This is a genomic window from Candidatus Protochlamydia sp. W-9, assembly GCF_001950615.1.
GTDB lineage: Bacteria > Chlamydiota > Chlamydiia > Chlamydiales > Parachlamydiaceae > Protochlamydia > Protochlamydia amoebophila.
The window spans coordinates 12,283-30,914 of the sequence record NZ_BCPZ01000128.1 but is presented as its reverse complement, the minus strand read 5'-3'; the positions used below and the strand labels follow the sequence as shown (position 1 = coordinate 30,914).

Genomic DNA, 18,632 nt, shown 5'->3' with positions numbered 1-18,632 from the left:
TCTATTTAAACTTTGCAAACAATAATAAAATAAAGCAATTCATTTTTATTTGATTATTTGTATAATTTAAATAATTTCTTGTCAAATATTAACAAGGGCTGCACAGGCAGGGACAATATGAAAAGAGCTACTTTTAAAATGAGTTCTTATGTTTTGAGGATATTAAAGTATATTCGTTTACTAGATAGTCTAGTCACGAGAAATAAAATAAATGCTTGAATGTGCTACTCTTCTATGCTCATCAATGGAGCATCTTATGGAAGCACACAGAAGACATGATAGATCCAACAGAGTTTGGAATTTACTAGAACCTCATTTGCCAGGAAGAAGAGGGGCTTGGGGTGGGATAGCAAGAGATAATAGGACTTTTATCAATGCAGTATTTTGGATATTAAAGAACGGGAGCTCCATGGAGGGATTTGCCTCCAGATTACGGTTGTTGGAGCAATACTCATCGGCAATTTATCCGATGGCGCAATCAGAGAGTCTGGGAAAGGTTGCTTGAGGTGCTGATTGACGATCCAGATGATGAATGGCTTGTGATAGATGCTTCACATTGTCAAGTGCATCCTCATGCAGTGGGAGCTAAAGGCGGTAATCAGAGCATGAGTCGTACAAAAGGGGGCTCAATACAAAATTGCAACTTGCCGTGGATGCGCGTGGTCTGCCGATCAGAGTCATGATTACAGAAGATACAACAGCAGATTGTACTCAAGCAAGGAATTTGATCGCTGGTCTTACAGCTGAGTGGTTACTGGCAGGCAAAGGATCTGATAGCGACGCAATCGTTGAGCAAGCTATAAGGCAGGGGATGCTAGTGGTGATTCCTCCACGAAAGAATCGCATAACTGGTCGAGAATACGATAAAGATCTCTATAAGTTAAGACATTTGGTGGAAAATGCATTTTTACATTTGAAGCGCTGGAGAGGAATAGCGACCCGTTATGCAAAGAACACAGCCTCATTCTTGGCTGCAGTCCATATTAGATGTATTGCTCTATATGGGCAGAAGTCTCGTGACTACACTATCTAACCCTCTCTGTCAAATTTAAAAGGTTATTTTATGCTAAAGTTTTTAAAATTATTTTACCTTGACCCTAACTTATGCCGTGCCCTTTCTCTTCATAAAATTCAAAAAAAAGATTGACAATTATTAGAAAAAGAGAAGAAGATGAAATTTAAAAATTTTTATCTATAAATCAAGCGTAAAAAATCCTTGTTCAAAGGCTTATACGTACGTATTATTCTAACCTAAGGAAAAGCACGATGGAACCTAGCATACCTTTTACATCTTCTATTACAACACCATTGATTACTTTTCATCTAGATGGCAAGGTATCCAGCCATTCCGACAAATACAAATATCGATTACATCTACTTTTAAAACAAACAATCACGGCAAAAGTAGAGGTGAGTAAAGTTAAGAAAGAAGAATGGAAGGAGTGGGAAGTGACTTTTCAAACTCATTCGACTGACTGGCTTTTAGCAAACATTTCTCGTTTAATGCTGCAACAACATCCTCAACTCAACCTAACAAAACAAAAGAGTGTTAAGCAGTTAAATCTAGAGTTTGAACAAGTTAACTCAAAAGAACCTGTTCACATAATGGTAGAGATCAAGGGTAAGACTTCGCGAGGGGAAAATTATATTTTACACTTATGCCCAAGCAAACTTAAAGAAAGCCGGGCAACTCTCCAAGATAAAAAAGGAAAAACAAAGCCTATTGCTCTTGATTTGGGTTTTTTGGAAGCATTTTCTTTAGAAGATCTTCGGCATCTTTTTTTAGCAGACTTTGAAGCATTTGTTCGAATTAAGATAAAACAAAAAGACGGAGAAAAATGTTTATGTTTGTCTGCTTTAAACTCATCGTCTCTTTCTTTGTCATCACTTAAGCATACGAAAGACTTAGTAAAATATCTCAAGCAGGGGAATTCCCAAGATCCAATTATAGCTATATTGCTTAAGAAGATGGTAGACGCCTTTGTTAACATGCTACAGCCTCGCTCAGAGGCAGTCGAGGAGATGATTGAAATCTTTGATAAATTGCAGCAAAACGACCAAATGCGCGTTTTTAGGAGCGTTACCAAACATTTTGTAGAAAATCCTTTAACCGATCAAAATATTTTAAAAATTTTAAAGAAGATTCTGGTCTATTTTCAAAAAACAATTTACCAGCAGCAGGTGGATGCAGAAGAAGATAATGTTTTTCTTTCCTCAAAAATTTTAGACGAATTTGATGCGAACGATTTAGTAAAACTACTAGTGATTTTGACAGAAAATTTGGTTCCACAGGCTGGTTCTAAAAACATCCCTTCCATCCAAAATCGCCTAAGAGCGCTCGTTGCTTTGCTAGAAACCATGATCATACAAAAAGTGCAAGGAGTTAACAAAGATGTTTATCTCAGTGCTTATAAAGCCATTAATGAAATAGCAAAGAGCAAAGACTTAAAAAATAACTTAGAGATGGACTATCTTGCTCATTACGGCAAAAATTCCTTTCTTCAAATTTCCGATGACACCACAGTTGGAGATACAGCTAAATCTACTTTGTCCCGTACTTTTTATCTTCTGCGCGGTTTTGCCAAAATTGCCGATAGCGTCAGCATCTTTGAGCCTTGGCACATAGTTTCTTTATTTGATTCGGTAGAGGATTTTAAAAAAGTTTTATCCTACCGAGATTATCGCTTTAAAAAGTGGTTTTCCAAAAAACAATGGTTTACTAGTTTACTTGCCTTGCGTTTTACCCTTTTTAAAAAACCGGAAAAGTTTTTTAGTGAATTAGATAAATTAAATACACAGGAAGTAAGTTTTAGCAAAAAAGCAATAAGGGTCTTTCACCACCCCTTATTTCTTATCGGATTTGTTAATTTACTCAAAGAAGTGCTTCACATTCCTACACATGTTCCAAAAGACCTTGCTTTAAAAAAAGTCATTATCCAGCTCTTGCAGCGCATTTACCAAGATAATGTGAGTAAAGAAAAACCTAATTCTCCCATTTCTTTTAAGTTAGAGTCAGATGAACATCGAAATCAAATTTTAGAAATTGTCAGAAATTGTTTATTAGCTTGTAAGACCCATGACGACCCAGCAGTGAGCCGCGTGACTGAAGAATCCCTCAAAGAGTTGAACCTGCAAGATGTGGTCTTTTCCCCAGTTTCTAGACCACAAAATGAACTTTTTGATCAAGCAGTGAAACAGATACCTATCCTCGATGCCTTAAAGCAAATCTCAAAGCAATTAGAAAAAGATGATCAACTTAAAAAAGAAAGTGTGTATTACATTTCTCCAAATGTCCAGGAAGACGAAGGCTTTTCTGCTGACTCATTTCCTTTAAAAAAGGCCTTAAAAAACTTTTTCGAAACTGAAAATACACCCGTTCTTTATCTAGAAGGAGACGGGGGAGCGGGGAAAACGCTTACCATGAAAGTTCTAACCAACGAGCTATTAAGAAATTATTCTAGCACCAGTTATTTTCCCTTTTATACCTATTTAGGAAGTTTAAACAATCCTCTTGAAAAAATTATAGAAGAGACATTTGCTTTGCGTGGAATGACTCCAGATCAGTTAAATGAATTAAAAGAGCGTAAAGTAGTTTTTATTTGCGATGCTGTGGATGAAATCAATCCTCTTAAGCTTCCTAGTGAAACCAAAAACATGAACATGTATGAAGCTAATAACTTTGCAGAGAAAGACATAGCCAAAGTTATCTTTGTCAGTAAGAAAGGACTGAATGATGCAAAACGCTTTGAACCTGTGGGAAAAACGATTCAAAAATTAATTTTAACACCTTTTAACGAACAACAAATTTTTGACTATCTAGAAAAATTTGCACAAGAGCGTCAAAAAGAAGAAAATAATCTTTTTCCTACGTGGACTGCAGAAAAATACCGGGAAACTTTCAAAAAGCTGCAAGATAGCGAACTATGGAAACTTATTACCAACCCTTTTAGATTGCATGTCATCGTCGAAGTTTTGCCTTTGATTGTGGAAAGTAGATCAGATATAAAAATAGAAGAGATTTTTCGACAACAAACAAAGGGGGAGATCGAGCAACATTTCTTTGACATTTTTGCCTGTGTTCAAGCTTATCGATCTAGCCTTAAAGAAAAACTCCTCCCTATTGGGCCTGAAAAATTTTTAATGTATTCTGCTCAGTTAGCTGCAGCTATGCAAACGCATGAAATTTTCTCCATTCCACTTCAAGCTATTGCTGAGCAACAAGAAGATGTCAAAGATCTTTCAAACTCTTCAACAAGCACGAAAGAGGATATCGCTTTACAAGGAATTATTCAAAAATTCTTTAAGAAATCTCATGAAAAATTTTATAAAGAATGTTTAATTTTAAAAAACCAAGGAGAATGGGCTTTTATGCACGGAGATTACCAGCTCTACTTTTCTCAGTTTGGTAATTATTTCGGTCGCGCTAAAAGATTTGATGAAATTTATAACAAGTATAACTTAACTAAGTGGATTAGACGGGATAACGACAGAAGTTAGCGTAATTAAGCAAATTTAAAAAATTACTTCAACTTTGTGTCAAAAAATTAGGGGTAATTTTTTAAATTTTAGTTATCTGCTTTTAATACTTAACTATTCATCTATTCTTAGATTTCACTTCATTAATAATGTTTTCCAAGTAATTTTGCTCCTAAAAAATTTGCTTATTAAAAAAATACTTTTAAATTAGCAAATAAGTTTAGATTTTTTATTGAAATCTTTTTTCATTTTGTAATTGAGTAAGCAATAAAGTATTTTTTGCATCCAAATTTTGTGTATTCTTTAAACTCAACCTAGTTACATTTAAATAAATTGGAATTTTCCATAAAAAATTAAATTTCCCCTTCTTTATTTTCCATACTCTCAATTTTACAAAACTATAAATGTCTTGAACAATCAAAAATTTACCTCTGGGTGAAAGTTTAATTATCGAATGATGAAAAGGAAGCGTAAAACGATCGAGCTTTTTCATTTGATCTAAATTCCATAAGCAAAACTTGGATTTATCTTCGGAAAAAACGCTTTCGCTCATTGAGTTTACTAGTTTTTCAACAGTCACCATCAAAGAGCCATCTTTGAACAGATCAAAACAGTCTAATTCATTTTTAAACTTGATGGTTTTTTCATTACGCGTCTCTTTATCCCATACAGCAAGGGTTTGTTTATTTTTTTGAAAACAGAACTTTGATTGACCTAATAAGCAAAAATTAGTGGGGGGTAATGCGAAGTGTAATGTGAAGGGTAATTCCGTTGACCACTGAATCAGCTTTTGTATTTGTTGGGTTTTCCAATTAATCTCCCATATATGGATTTGCCCTGTTGTAATATTGCTTAAAGCAAAAGTTGTGATGGGAAAAACATGATCAGAAAGAGTAGGTTCAATTTTTTCTTTGTCCAAAAGACAGGAATGAGGAACAGTAAGTTTTTGTTCCTTGGAATTGATGTCAATTAATTGATTTTGTTGTTTGAAATCTATTTCTACTAATTTAAATTGGTTTTGATAAACAAAAAAGAGATAACGATTGTCTTTTGACAGAGCCCAATTTAAAAAAGATCCTACATATGAAATCTACACTTCTTCATTTTCAATTTGAGAAATAATAATCTGGTTTTTGTCAGGGCTTTCATGAAAAATTGTTTTGATGCAATATTGAACATCAAAAGAGAGACGATAATCCAACATTTGTTCAAAAAAAGTTTTCCTTAAATTTTTATGACCAAGTTTTTTCCCCTTGAAAATTTGATAGGTATAAAGCTTATTTTCAACATTTTGAAAATAATATGTTTGCTTATTTAAAGAAAAAAAAGGGAAATCATTTTCAAAAGAATGGAGCTCATTTTCAAAACTCCAAAGACAAATTGTTTGCTCATCCAGAGAAAAATACATATTATGAGGTAAAGGGAAGTCTTTTTTTCCTACAAAAGCTTTTAATGGAGCAATAGAAATTTGTTTTATTTTAGAGCGAAAAACAAACTGATCATTGGAAATAAAATTTTTAGCTTTACTACTATTACCACTGAATTTAGCGGAAAATTGTTCGCTGAACTTTAATTTAAAATCTTTGCCACGGATGCGAAAAAAGCTTTCATCACATTTGTAATATATAAAATAGGCTATCTGTAAGCTACCCGGTAAAAATTGGAGTTTTCTTATAAGGTGCTCTTCAAAAAATAAGATTTTTTTTGCTTATTTTTTATATCCCAACTATATACTTTACTTTTAAATTCGATTGGGATTTTACCAGAAAAAAGTCTGCTAATTTTTTCGGGAAGGATATTTACAATAAGTTGGCTTTCTTGAGGAGTAAACACCATATTGCTAACTTTATATTCCTTTTTCCCTTTCAATAGCTGTAATGTCCAATTTTGTTTAAGTTCCAAGTCGGGAAGAAGATAAAATTCAACGCAGCTTCTCTCTAAAACATATAGGGCGATAATAGAGGTTTGGGGAGCATAGCTAGCCTTTTTCGCTAAACCTGTTATTATTTTTTTCTTTTCTAATGTAATTTGAAGAAGGATTTGATCCTTAAAGTCTATTTGCCAAAGGCAAATATTTGTTGTTTTGCTAGAAAGCATTTCTTTTTTTAAGGATACACTAATAAGTGTTTTTTCATCTTGAGTAAGGGCCAATAACGAAAAAGAGTTAATATCGTCAATAGCCAATGAGCTAATCATTTTTAGGGGCACAGCTTTCCATATTTCAATTCTTGCTTTTTGAGGCGTTTTCCCTTCTTATTAGATGCTCTAAAAAGAAATTGACCATTTTGAAAAAACTGGAGAAAAGATTGCTGAAGACTTCTTATCTCCAAGGGTTGCTTTTCAGCTTCAAAAGTTTCTAGATTCCAGATATAAAAATTTTCGCAATCAACGGAAGCTAAATATTTGCTATTAGGAGACAAAGCCATAGTGAGTACTTTATCTTGATGGTTTAAATAGGGGAGCTGGCCAAACTGAACATCTCTAAGCTCCGCGTTATCAAGAATAGCGTCCTCCAAGGAGCAGCCAGTAAAATCCGCCCCTTCTAGATTTGCTCTTGAGAAATTGGCTTTATCCAAAATTGTCCGGGCAAGCCTAACACCAGGCGCTTGAACCCCTCTAAAATCAGAGCCTATAAAAGAAAAATTGGTTTTTTTTAAATCATCAAGGCATTTGCAGTTGCGAACTTTATTTTTATGCAATCTTTCGAAAGTCTGACAATTGTTAAAAGAAAGCGCTGCTCGGCTTTTAATTTTTCAGGGTTTCGCAAATAATGAGTAGCTTTCTGTCTCACCTCGGCCGGACTTTTAAGACTTATATTATAGTTTTCAATAATATCTATTTTATCAATCAACTGCTTCCATTTTCTACACACTAGCCTAGCTTGCCCTCGGTCTAGCGATTCCAAATATTTAAATATTTCTAACCCAATTTTTATAGTTAAAGGAGAAGGAAATAAGGGATTTTGTTCGTTAACCACAAAAATCTTAGAATTTATGTTAGAATCTATGTTAGAGGGAAGCTGCATCTTATAATTCTCCTAAAAAGAGGATGAGAAAAAGATCTATTTAACTGTTGCGGTGTATATAAACTATTTTTGGTAATTTTGCGAAGTCTATCTTTTGCATCATAAACTCAGAGATATATCAGACGGCATTGACAAAGTAACATGAATGGAGGGATGATAAGTTTGATTTTCATTAAATCAATTGGTATATAAATAGATTTCTAAATACGAAATAAGGCCCTTTTTGTTGAAATCTTGCTGAGGTTGCAGCGATTACATAGGAAAAGTAGCGCTTCTGTTAACTCTATTGCTGGATAGATAACATAACTACTTTATCTCTGTCGGCTGCGACAAGATTTATAAAAAGAGGATGAATAAATTTACCATTAAACGCATAATTATATATGAACATATTAACATCAGCTATTGGGAATAAACTAATTTTTCAGATACGATGAAGTATTTCATTTTTATTCACTTCATAGAAAATACTTCTATAATATTACTGATTAATTTTTTTTAATGCTTCTTCGTAACTTTCGCGCTCATCTTTATAATCATAGATGCCTTTAGGTCCTTTATAAAAATAAACAATTTTATCTTTGTGAGTACAAACGGTCGCTACATTTGGCGTTTCAATTACGTTACCTTCAAAATCGTAATTACCTATACTTAGCTCTACGTTCGTATTAGATATAGGATAATCTCTGAGATAAGGACGAATCATTTCATTATTATTTACTTCTGAGATAAATTCTTCTGTAATCAAAATGATCAGTGCTTCTGATTCTTTTTTATTTAGAGATCCCTCTCTTCTGAATCCTAAGCTAAAATTATATATGCCGTTTTCAACGCCTCCTCCAATAGTTTCTAGTTGCAAATGTTTCTCATGTTTCATGCGTTTTGCAAAATCTTTGATAACTGCATACATCAAATTACCTTCTTGGGACATTTTAGAGTGATGTGATGGCATAGCAACCACTTCGAAGATAATTAAACAAATTAACAATAGGGAAAAAGGTAGTTTATTCATTTAAAAAATTATTTGTAATTGTTGCTATTTCACGAGCATAAGTTGGGCTTTGGAATGAATGATCCATAATGAAATATTCTGGATGAGCTTTCAAATTCACTACTGTGTCTCCACATCTCGAAATTTTATGATAATCTAACCAAGGAATAAGATCTTTATCACTCGTTAGATGCTTTACTTTGCCACATAAGCCATCCGCTATGTATCCTCCTGGAGCAACAGCAAGGACTTGAATCTGTTTTCTCAATTCTGGCGGATAGTCCATTAAAGCATTTCGAACATAAACAGCAGCTCGGCTATGGCAAACCATTAAAATCTTTCCTTCAGGAGTATCTTTGAAAAATTCATTCCAAGATCTATGTAGTATTCGCACAGATTCATAAGCAACGTTGTTTATTAAAGCTTGTTTATAGTGGTAAAAATCACTAAACATCCCTTGGGAAGCAGAGTATACCCCAAGTACATTATGGTTAGCAAGTAAACCAAGATGGCCAAGGCTACTAAGGTGATCTTGACGGCTATTATTCACACCATTCATAAACATTAAGAGTTTCCCTTGAGTCGTCTTTAAGTTATAGGGCATATTGGTTAAAGGATTTTTAAAGTCATTTAAATTATATACTGCGGATCGATTATAATAAATAGCATCAGGAATTTCAGAGTCTGAATGGAAAAATTCATAATCTTCTTCAGATTCACAAAATTTATGATTCACAACACTGTTTAATGGCTCGTTAGTCAGGTACTGATACACATTACTTGCAACAAAGCCAGGAATCCCAAATGCACCATAGTCGCACAAAGCCATTGTATAATCAAACGTGGTATCTAATAAACCTGAAAAAGTGAATAGCCCAAATTGATCAAAGTAGATAAGAGGGCTATGATGCACATAGGCGTAGAGGTTAGGACCGTCTTCAAAGCCGGAAGGATCAGCTGTAATCCAGCGACCGAGGTTAGGATCATAATACCGAAGACCAAATGCGACAAATCCTGTCTCGGGATCAAATCGTTTGTTAGCATAACGCCAAGGATTTCCAACCTGAGATTCTTTAATTTCTTTTCCTTTCGCATTAAGGATTTGAATTTCTCCAAAAGCAGAATAGCGATAAGTTTCAATCAGTTGCCCTTGTAAAGTCTGTAACCCGCTAATTTGACCGAATAGATCACGAATGGGGACATAGACTTGATCATTTAGTTCAATGGCAACAGGAGGATACTTTTCACCTTTCCCAAGAACTTTTAATTCAGTGATTTTTCCTTTAACGATAGCTCCAATTTCTTCCTGTCCCTGATGAAAGTACATTTCTTCTTTAAGGCCTTTTTTACTCAGGCGTCGATTAAAAGGATCATAAGAGTAAGAAATCGTTTGCCGTTTGGATGTCACTGATCGGAGACGGTCAAGGGCATCGTAGGTATAAATGGTTTTTTCTGAACCTCTTTGTTTCTCAATTAAATTTCCATTGGGATCATAGAGATAGGTTTCATCTCCTCTTTTTAAAAGTTGATTGAGAGAATTGTATGTGTGTTCTTGATCATCTTTAAGTAAGCGATTCGAGAGGGAATCACATTGGTATTTATGATTAGCATGTCCTTTTTCACTTTGTAATTGATAGAAATCATCATAAGTATAAGAAGAAACTTTGCCATCCGTTTCATAGCTGAGCAGATTGCCGACCTCATCATACCCCTCGCTTGAAATTGTTTGTTTGAAAAAAGGGGAGGCAACACCGACACATCGATCTAAAGAATCATATTGATAATGAACAAGACCATTTTCTCCTGGCGGTTGGGATTTAATTGGTGCACCTTGTAGATTGTGTTCTAAATCTTTATGCGTATAAGAGTACTTTTCGTTCACTAAACGATGAACAGCTTTTAAATCGACTGCGCTGAACTGATATTCAATTGCTGTTTGATCGGGTAGTGTGATAAGAATAGCTCTGCCAAGGCGATCGTATTGATAAGAAAGAATTAATCCATTTCCGAGTTTTTCTTGGATCATTCGTCCCATTTGATCATACAAACGCTCAGTAGAGCTTTCTGTAACATGGTCGACGACTTTTTTTATCAGTCCATTTAATGTATATTCATAATCGTAATCAATAGATCCATCAGAAGATTTTAACGTTTTTAAATAGCCAAATGAATCGTAGGTGTGAGATAAAATGGCTCCATCGGGTTTTGTGGTAGAAATTTTTTGACCTCGTTGATTATAGAGGTAATGAGTGATTTTTTGTTCGGGTGTATAAGCCGCTTCCGCAAGCGTTATTAATTGATTATTTTCGTTGTAGCTGAAAATTGTTTCAATGGAATGCGTTGTTTTTCCATCCACCATCACATGGTCAATGCGTTTTGCTTGATTGCCATTCAAATCGTAATAAAATTGTTGATGAGAAATCTCTATTCCAAAAGGAGTTTTTCGCTTCTCACTAACTAATCGATTCGCGTTGTCATAGGTAAGAATTGTCTGATAACCTAGGGCATCTGTTGTGGTAGCTTGCAAGACGCGTTGATTATAATGATTTAAGAAATAAGGATTATAAGCTGTGTGCGTCGTTTGACCAAGTGCATTGGTAATTTCTATCACATTTTGATGAGCATCATAAGTTGTTTTTGTGACTTGTTCACCCGCCTTAACAACAGTTTTATTCCCTTTCGCATTGTAAGTATATTGATTGCATTGATAGAGCTGATTTTGAGCATCTTCTAACCTATCTTCAATAATACGATTGAGCCAATCATAGACTTTAATAGTACGTCGATAATTTGATTCATCAATCCATTCTTTAGTTTCAATTTCTCGTCCCAAATTATCGTAAAAGTACTCTGTCATTTGATCTTCTTTAATTTGAGAGACCAAGCGACCCGCAAAATTATAATGATAATGGGTGACGATTCCTTCTTTATCTATGTAAGTTAAGGGGTGGAAAGCATTATACGACCAATGCTGTGTACAAAGAAGATTTCCTTCTGCAGCATAAGTGGATTCTGTTAGAATTCTTCCTTGATAATCTTTTTTATAGTGAGTGCGTATGCCATTTCGCTCAGTTTTTTGAATGAGAGTTCCATCTAGCAAATAAAGATATTGTTCGAAAGATCCATCGGGATAGTGGGCAAGAAGAGGTTGGCCACGAATGTTATATTGAATTTTGGTTTGCAACCCTTTAGCATCTGTTACACAAGTTGGAAGACCGATAAGATTATATTCTCTATGAATAACAAGAGAAACAATTTCTCCAGCTTCATTTTCTATCTCGGGTAAATGTGTGGCAATTTGACGACCAAGATCGTCAAATTCAAATGTGGTTTCTTGTCCATAAGGATCGGTTGTGGCGATACATTGGTTTAAATAGTTATAGCGGTGCTTAGTCGCAAAATAGTTACCATCCGTATGCTTCTCTTCTTGCAAAACGAGACGATTGGAATAGTCGTAAGTATTATGTAAAGAAAATTGGGAACCCGGCTCTTCTTGAAAGATAAGATTATTATAGTCATCATATTTTTTAGAAGTGACTTCCCCCAAAGGATTAATCTCTTTGGTACAGTTTCCATGGCCGTCATATTCCCAACTTTTTGAATAACAAAAATCGCCTTGGTTATCATAAGTGTCTTCTTTTGCAAGATAACCTTCCAGGGTATAATGATAAATAACTCTGTTAAGCAACACTTCTTGTTTGGATTGCAAATCCAAATACATATGATCCACTCGTTCTGGCAAATGTACAAGCGTATGCTGCCTTGGGTAAAGGTGGGTAATAAAGCGTTTTGTTAAACCTGTTAAATCGTATTCTAATAATCCTTTCCCATCATCGATAACTTTTTTAATGATGACATGATTTTGATCATAAGTATAAAACTCTCTTTTTTGTACGATTTGATCAACGACAATGAGCTTAGCGGCTAAAAGATCACTTTTTGGATAATAATGATAGACGGTAACAACGCCATTACTATCTGTTTCTGTCAAAAGATGATTTAACCCGTCTTCTGAATACGTACAAACTTTTTTTTCTTTTTCACAACCATTATTAATAGGAATATGATGCCCATCAAGCTGAAGTTGAGGGGATGGCATTCCTGTCAAACATCCCCACAATTCCTTTTTTTTAATGTTTCCGCGTTCATCGTATTTAAAATATCTCGCTTGATGCATATTCCCTTGGCCATCTTTTAGATATTTACAAATGAGATTTCCTTCATTCGAGGAACCTTCTTTACCCCATACAAAACCTTCTTTACTAAATAAGTGATAATCAGAAGTACCTTGATATTTTCGAATTTGTTCTAAGCGGTGTTCTTTTGTGAAGCAATAAGTTGTTTTATGCGAGTAGGCATCATAAACATCTGTTTTCCCACTTTGAAGCTCTTTATTATCCTCTTTGATATCGTAAACAAAGCGGTGAGTTGTAATAGCTTTATCATCTGGCCCAACGGGTGCTTTTAATTGTCGCACACGGTCAATGCGATAATCGTTTTTATCTTCAATATAAATGGTGGGAAGACCGTTATTAAATTGATAGAGATACTTGTTTTTGTAATAACTAATATCTAAAAACTGCTTATCAGCAATTTTCTTTTTTGACATTAGAAGAAAATCAGATGAATCTCTTTTGACATATTCATAGCTTTCGAGAGGAAATCTAGGTTTTTCAACGTCCTTTACATACAAAACAGTGTTATCAGAATAATTTTTAATTGTTTGTCGAGTAAAACTATATTTGACCACTTGGTTGTCGCTGGTTTGAAGATGAAGACGCTTACCAACTTGGTCAAATCGAATCGTACTAAATATTCGTTGTGTTTTAGCGTTTAAACACTTAATGATATGGAGTCTTCCGAATACATCTTTGGAATGGACATATTCTAAACGAATGCCATTCGGTTTGGTTTCACTCGACTGAAGGTAATTAATGTCTCCTAACGGAGACTTATAGTGCTGAATATGTTTAACAACTCCCGCTCCTGTTTTGATTGAAAATTGTTCATCAGCAGGATAAGTTGTCACTTGGTAATTATTAACATTTGTTCGTCCACTAATTTCATTCCCTGCTCCGTTAGTCAGCCCTTTAGGACGAATCATTTTAAATTGGCATTTCTTTTTGTCGCCTTCTAGGATGGGAGAATGATGATAAGTTAAAGCGGACCCACTCGTTGAAAAAAGTTGGCAATAACTTACCTCTTTTTGCTGGTATACTCCATGCGAATAATGAAGCATATCACGATGATTGGACCACCAACTTATGCCAAATCTTTCTTGGGTACTTAAACTACAGTAAGAACGACTGAAAATTAAGGGTTCAGGTCCTGGAACCACAACATCCACACTTTGGTCGACCAACTGTCCACTAATGGCGCAAACCATTCCACCTACAAGACTTGAAGGGAGCCCTTCTGTCGTTGCAACTGATTCAATGGCTGGAATAGGATCATTGTTGTTTGCTGTCAGCGTTTGCAGGCAAAGAATAAAGTTCAACAGTATATATATTATCCAACACATAAAGATGCCTTAAAAAAATTTCTGATTTGAATTTAAAAATAGGCACCTACATTAAAGAGATTAGTGAAGATTTGTCAAATTATTTTTTTATTAAACTCATTTTAGACGATGCATTAAGTTCTGCTATTTCAAAATGAATTAGTAGCTTTCATAAAATTTTTTCACTAGCAGCAACAAAATTTTGAAAGTTTTTTGGATAGTTAAAGTGGCAAAAAAATTTCAGGTATTTTTTAAATCTCATTAAGCTTGCTTAGCTTATGCTGTAAGTTTCCCTTGGGATAAAGTCATTGGCATTTTGGTTAACTTCTGTTATATTTTTTTTCTTAGAGAACCAAAAGTTTTAATCTTGAAAGGTTGTTCGTCATGGTCCAAAAAAAATATTGCGAGGCGATTCATCAAACAGAGAGGCGCCCGACGCGCGTTGTTAATGTGGGGAATGTTGGCATTGGAGGCAACCATCCTATTCGTATCCAATCCATGACAACATCCAGTACACGAGATGTGGAAGCGACAATTGAACAAGTCATCCGTTTGGCTGATCAGGGATGCGAAATTGTTCGCGTGACAGTTCAGGGAATTAAAGAAGCGGATGCGTGTGAACATATCAAAAAGGGGTTGATTAAACGTGGTTATCAAACTCCACTTGTTGCAGATATCCATTTTTATCCTCCTGCAGCCATGCGTGTTGTGGATTTCGTGGACAAAGTACGCATTAATCCAGGAAATTTTGTCGATAAACGTGCAAGCTTTAAGCAAATTGATTATGATGATAAGTCTTATGCCAGAGAAATTGAGAGGATTGAAGAAAAATTTACTCCCTTAGTGGAAAAGTGTAAACGGTTAAACCGTGCTATGAGAATTGGAACTAATCATGGCTCATTATCCGATCGAATCATGAACCGCTATGGAGACACACCTTTTGGAATGGTCGAGTCAGCTCTGGAATTTGCTCGCATTTGTCGAAAAAATGATTATCATAACTTTCTTTTTTCTATGAAAGCTTCGAATCCACAAGTCATGATTCAAGCTTATCGTTTATTGACGCAAGCCATGTATGCATTAGAATGGGATTATCCCTTACACTTAGGTGTGACAGAAGCGGGGGAGGGGGAAGATGGGCGAATCAAATCTGCGATGGGGATTGGATCTCTTTTAATTGATGGAATTGGGGATACCATTCGCGTTTCGTTAACAGAAGATCCTTGGCACGAGATAAATCCTTGCCAACGATTGATTAAACTGGCTTCTGCTTATCAACGTCAAGGTGTGGCTCCTTTTATAGAAAATTATCGTCAGATAGAAGCAATCGAACGACGTCAAGTGCACTTATCTTCAAACGTTCCCATGCATCGTGACGGAACAGTTTTTATTTCGTTACCGATTAACATGCTTAAAGAGGCTTCTCTCTATCAGCAAATTGGTTGTGAAGGTCCTTTTGGGAAACCTAAATTAAAGACTGCCACAGCAGATAATTTAGTTTTAAAAAATCCAAGTTCTGGCTCTGAAGAAAAACGGCAGCTTCAAATTTTAAAAGATTTAGGAATAGGCCTTTTTTCAAAAGATCCTTTTGAAATGAGTTTGGCTATTCACCCGTTAAAAGGATGGCTCCAGTCCCGTGCGGTGGATTCTTTTGCTTCCCGTTTTTCTTCATCACGGGCTAAATCCGCTGATCAGCCCTTGATCATTCAAATAACTGATGAAACTGAAAAAGAATGGAAAGAAGTTATTTCTTTAAAACCACAATTAATTATTTTATCTCCTTCAACTAATCGTTTACACTATTCAAGACAATTTTTTGAGTGGCTACAGCAAAATCAATTAAATTATCCAGTCATTTTAAACTTCACTTATCAAGGAGAAAATGAAGATACCATTCTTTTAGCTAGTATGGAATGTGGATCCCTTTTATGTGATGGACTTGGAGAAGGAGTTTGGTTAGAAGGTCCTTATGATATCCTCTTTCTTCGCCAATTGAGTTTTTCCATTTTACAGGCGGCTCGCCTTCGCATGTCTAAAACTGATTTTATTTCTTGCCCAAGCTGTGGGCGGACATTATTTAATCTTCAAGATGTCACTAAACGGATTCAGTCTCGTACCTCTCATTTACCGGGCGTTAAGATTGCGATTATGGGATGCATTGTTAACGGGCCGGGTGAAATGGCCGATGCAGATTTTGGGTATGTTGGATCTAAGCCTGGTAAAATCGACCTTTACGTTGGGAAAGAATGCGTGGAAAAAGATATCGATTTTGCAGATGCAGATGATCGTCTTGTCAATTTAATCAGAGCACATGGCCGTTGGATAGAACCTCAAACGATCAATGCATAACATTCATCATCGATGTTAATTTAACGATGATCCTTTATGGGGTTCCCAGGCAGTTTCAGACAAATTTAAGTGAAAATTGACAAATCTTGACACAACAAATAGATAATCCGATAAACGGTTCAAATAAATTAAAATATCTTCTACAACGTCGGCCTGTTCATATAGAGGTATGACTAAGCGTTCCGCTCGTCGAATGATACTTCTTGAAAGGTGTAGAGCGGCTCCTGCTGAATGACCTCCAGGTAAGATAAAATTTTTAAGAGGAGGTAGTTCAGTTTCCATTTGATCGATCCATTTTTCTATTAACTGAATTTCTTCTTGATCAAATCGTGTTTTTTCTAATTTTTTTGCATGTTGACTTGTTCTTGGAGTTGCAAGAGCGGCTCCTACGTCAAATAACGCATGTTGAATCACTTCGAGTTGTTCTTTGATTTGTTGATAAACAGGCTCTTTAGGAAGAAAAGAAATGGCCATACCGATCGAAGAATTTCCCTCATCGACAGTACCGAGGGCCTCTATGAAGACATCATTTTTACTAACGCGTTTACCTGTAAATAATGACGTTGTTCCTTTGTCACCTGTACGTGTATAAATTTTCACTACTGCTACCTCTTATAATAAATGCTCGTTGACGTAGATTATTATTCTGGACATTCTTTGACAAGAGCTTGTCTTAGTTCTTTTAATTGTTTGCAGTCATAAGTTCGTGCTAAAGTGAGTTTCTCTGCTTGCTTTAAATGAATCCATGCTTGCGGATAATCTAAACGTTGTGCATGAAGAATGGCTAAATAATAATTGACTTCTGGATCGTGAGGATAAAAAGCATTAAGCTCTTTAAGCTTCTCTAAGGCTTTTTCTGCTCGATGTAGCTGTGTCCATGTCATAGCTAATTGTAATAAACCTGCTCGGAATCGAGGAAATTTATTGATTATTTTTTCTAAGGAGTCTTTTTTTGCTAATAAAGCTGTTCGATTTTCATCCGTTCTTGAAAACAAAATAGCAATGCTTTTGGCGTCTGTCATTCCATTTAAATAATCTTCTGCCACGGTAGACTTGACAACAGCATAATCAGGAATATAATCTTTAATACTCTTAATCAGTTCTAAACCTAATGTTTCGCGGTTTGTCAATAAGCATGTATATCCCATTAACTCTTTCAATAAAGGATCATCTTTGAGATAAGGTTCTGCTTTTTGATAAGCTAAAAAAGCCTGTTCAAATTGTTCTTGCTGCCAATAGACAGAAGCTTGGTTAAAATGAGCCATTCCAATCACTTCTTTATGAGGCCGGTGTTTTAAAGAATGGTTATTGATGCTTAAATATTCCTCGCAATCTAGATGAACTCCTCTTGCCGTTGTTTCAATATTGATCATTTTATCTTTAGAGCGATGACGAATATAGATATGACCAGGAGGAGTGACCATTTCAAGTTGGAGATTTAATCGCTGAGCGAGGCAAAGATACAAGATAGAGACACCCAAACAGACTCCTCGATGAGAATCTAAAACAGAAGGTAAAAATGTATAGACATCAATGTGATTGGCATACAAGGATTGCGGAGGAAATCGAAATCTCATCTCGTCAAAGACCATTTGGTTGATTGCCTTGATCACTAATTCAGGTGAGGCTTTAGGGGGTAATCGTGCAAGGATTTGAAGCGCGATTAAATCAATCATCGCTTCATATGTGCGAATACGCAGGGAATCATTTCCAAATTGACTCAAAAATAATCCGCGTGCCAAATCAACCTCTTCAGTTGGTAAAGGCCAGATGTCTTTTTCATTCCAAACAGAATGCCCTTGAAGGTGATAGTGACTTAAACGTTTGGATAGCTTTTCTATTTCATCAAGCTCTTGAGAAGTGAGAGGAACTAGCTCAGTATTTGGTTGTTTATTGACAATATTAATTAGGGTCTGGATAACGGGGTCAGAAAGAGGAATGCCATTCAAGCATACATTTTTTTCTTGTTTCCCCGTTAAAAGGTTCCAAGCATCTTGGAGTGCTTTTTGCCCTAAAGGGTGAGAGGGATACAATTCATAAAAAGCCAAATGTTGCGAAACAGAGGTGGGGTTTAGGCTTGTATAAAGAGTTTTAAGTTTTTGATCTGAGGTAGAAGAAACACCTTCTAAATGAAAAAAAATGATTATCAGTAGGCATTGCACATAGAACTTGATCATGATACCCTCCATTAAATCTGCATTCAGAATATCTGGAGTAAAGAGATTTGTTCAAGTTCATAACTGTGCTCAAAGATAACTTTTTGAATCATACACTTTCTATAAAAAAGAGTT

At 35.4% G+C, this 18,632-nt stretch carries 11 protein-coding genes and 2 pseudogenes; 3 read left to right on the top strand and 10 right to left on the bottom strand.

The genetic code is table 11. The features are described 5' to 3' along the window. Nucleotides 1-256 precede the first annotated feature (256 nt). A pseudogene (locus tag BU804_RS11185) lies at nucleotides 257-1,033 on the top strand (IS5 family transposase). Between the two features lie 233 nt (nucleotides 1,034-1,266). Beyond that, nucleotides 1,267-4,497 (top strand): NACHT domain-containing protein, encoded by a 3,231-nt coding sequence (locus BU804_RS04050; RefSeq protein ID WP_075883086.1) that lies wholly within the window; start codon nucleotides 1,267-1,269, stop codon nucleotides 4,495-4,497. 208 nt (nucleotides 4,498-4,705) lie between these two features. Here BU804_RS04050 and BU804_RS14585 read toward each other — a convergent pair whose 3' ends face one another. The 8 genes and pseudogenes from BU804_RS14585 to BU804_RS04035 all read right to left on the bottom strand — a co-directional run bounded on the left by BU804_RS14585 (nucleotide 4,706) and on the right by BU804_RS04035 (nucleotide 14,013). After that, entirely contained in the window at nucleotides 4,706-5,395 is a 690-nt protein-coding gene (locus tag BU804_RS14585) for a WD40 repeat domain-containing protein (protein ID WP_226996126.1), read from the bottom strand. Between the two features lie 171 nt (nucleotides 5,396-5,566). Further along, complete coding sequence (locus BU804_RS14580; RefSeq protein ID WP_226996125.1) at nucleotides 5,567-5,884, bottom strand: hypothetical protein; 318 nt, start codon at nucleotides 5,882-5,884, stop codon at nucleotides 5,567-5,569. Nucleotides 5,885-6,147: 263 nt separating this feature from the next. Continuing rightward, complete coding sequence (locus tag BU804_RS14575; protein ID WP_226996124.1) at nucleotides 6,148-6,672, bottom strand: hypothetical protein; 525 nt, start codon at nucleotides 6,670-6,672, stop codon at nucleotides 6,148-6,150. 2 nt (nucleotides 6,673-6,674) lie between these two features. Next, entirely contained in the window at nucleotides 6,675-7,052 is a 378-nt protein-coding gene (locus BU804_RS14570; RefSeq protein ID WP_255371568.1) for a pentapeptide repeat-containing protein, read from the bottom strand. Continuing rightward, nucleotides 7,053-7,175 (bottom strand): annotated as a pseudogene (locus BU804_RS15215) (hypothetical protein); the annotation flags it as partial. It lies immediately after the preceding gene. Continuing rightward, complete coding sequence (locus tag BU804_RS14565) at nucleotides 7,130-7,501, bottom strand: F-box protein (protein WP_226996122.1); 372 nt, start codon at nucleotides 7,499-7,501, stop codon at nucleotides 7,130-7,132. The gene BU804_RS14565 and the pseudogene BU804_RS15215, both read right to left, overlap by 46 nt. 481 nt (nucleotides 7,502-7,982) lie before the next feature. Beyond that, on the bottom strand, nucleotides 7,983-8,453 hold the full coding sequence (locus BU804_RS04040) for a hypothetical protein (protein WP_158025014.1): 471 nt from the start codon (nucleotides 8,451-8,453) through the stop codon (nucleotides 7,983-7,985). Between the two features lie 52 nt (nucleotides 8,454-8,505). Continuing rightward, a complete protein-coding gene (locus BU804_RS04035; protein ID WP_075883084.1) occupies nucleotides 8,506-14,013 on the bottom strand; it encodes an RHS repeat-associated core domain-containing protein in 5,508 nt (1,835 codons plus the stop codon). A 363-nt stretch (nucleotides 14,014-14,376) separates the two neighbouring features. Here BU804_RS04035 and ispG point away from each other — a divergent pair, with 363 nt between their 5' ends. Beyond that, the gene (gene ispG, locus BU804_RS04030) at nucleotides 14,377-16,341 is read left to right on the top strand and encodes a (E)-4-hydroxy-3-methylbut-2-enyl-diphosphate synthase (RefSeq protein WP_075883083.1); all 1,965 of its coding nucleotides are present in this window, start codon (nucleotides 14,377-14,379) and stop codon (nucleotides 16,339-16,341) included. A 15-nt stretch (nucleotides 16,342-16,356) separates the two neighbouring features. Here the strand turns inward: ispG and BU804_RS04025 are convergent, their stop codons facing one another. Both BU804_RS04025 and BU804_RS04020 read right to left on the bottom strand, forming a co-directional pair. After that, a complete protein-coding gene (locus BU804_RS04025) occupies nucleotides 16,357-16,941 on the bottom strand; it encodes a cob(I)yrinic acid a,c-diamide adenosyltransferase (RefSeq protein WP_075883082.1) in 585 nt (194 codons plus the stop codon). A gap of 41 nt (nucleotides 16,942-16,982) precedes the next feature. Continuing rightward, nucleotides 16,983-18,518 carry a transglutaminase family protein gene (locus BU804_RS04020; RefSeq protein ID WP_079988595.1) on the bottom strand — a complete coding sequence of 512 codons (1,536 nt, stop codon included), beginning with the start codon at nucleotides 18,516-18,518 and terminating at the stop codon, nucleotides 16,983-16,985. Nucleotides 18,519-18,632 lie beyond the last annotated feature (114 nt).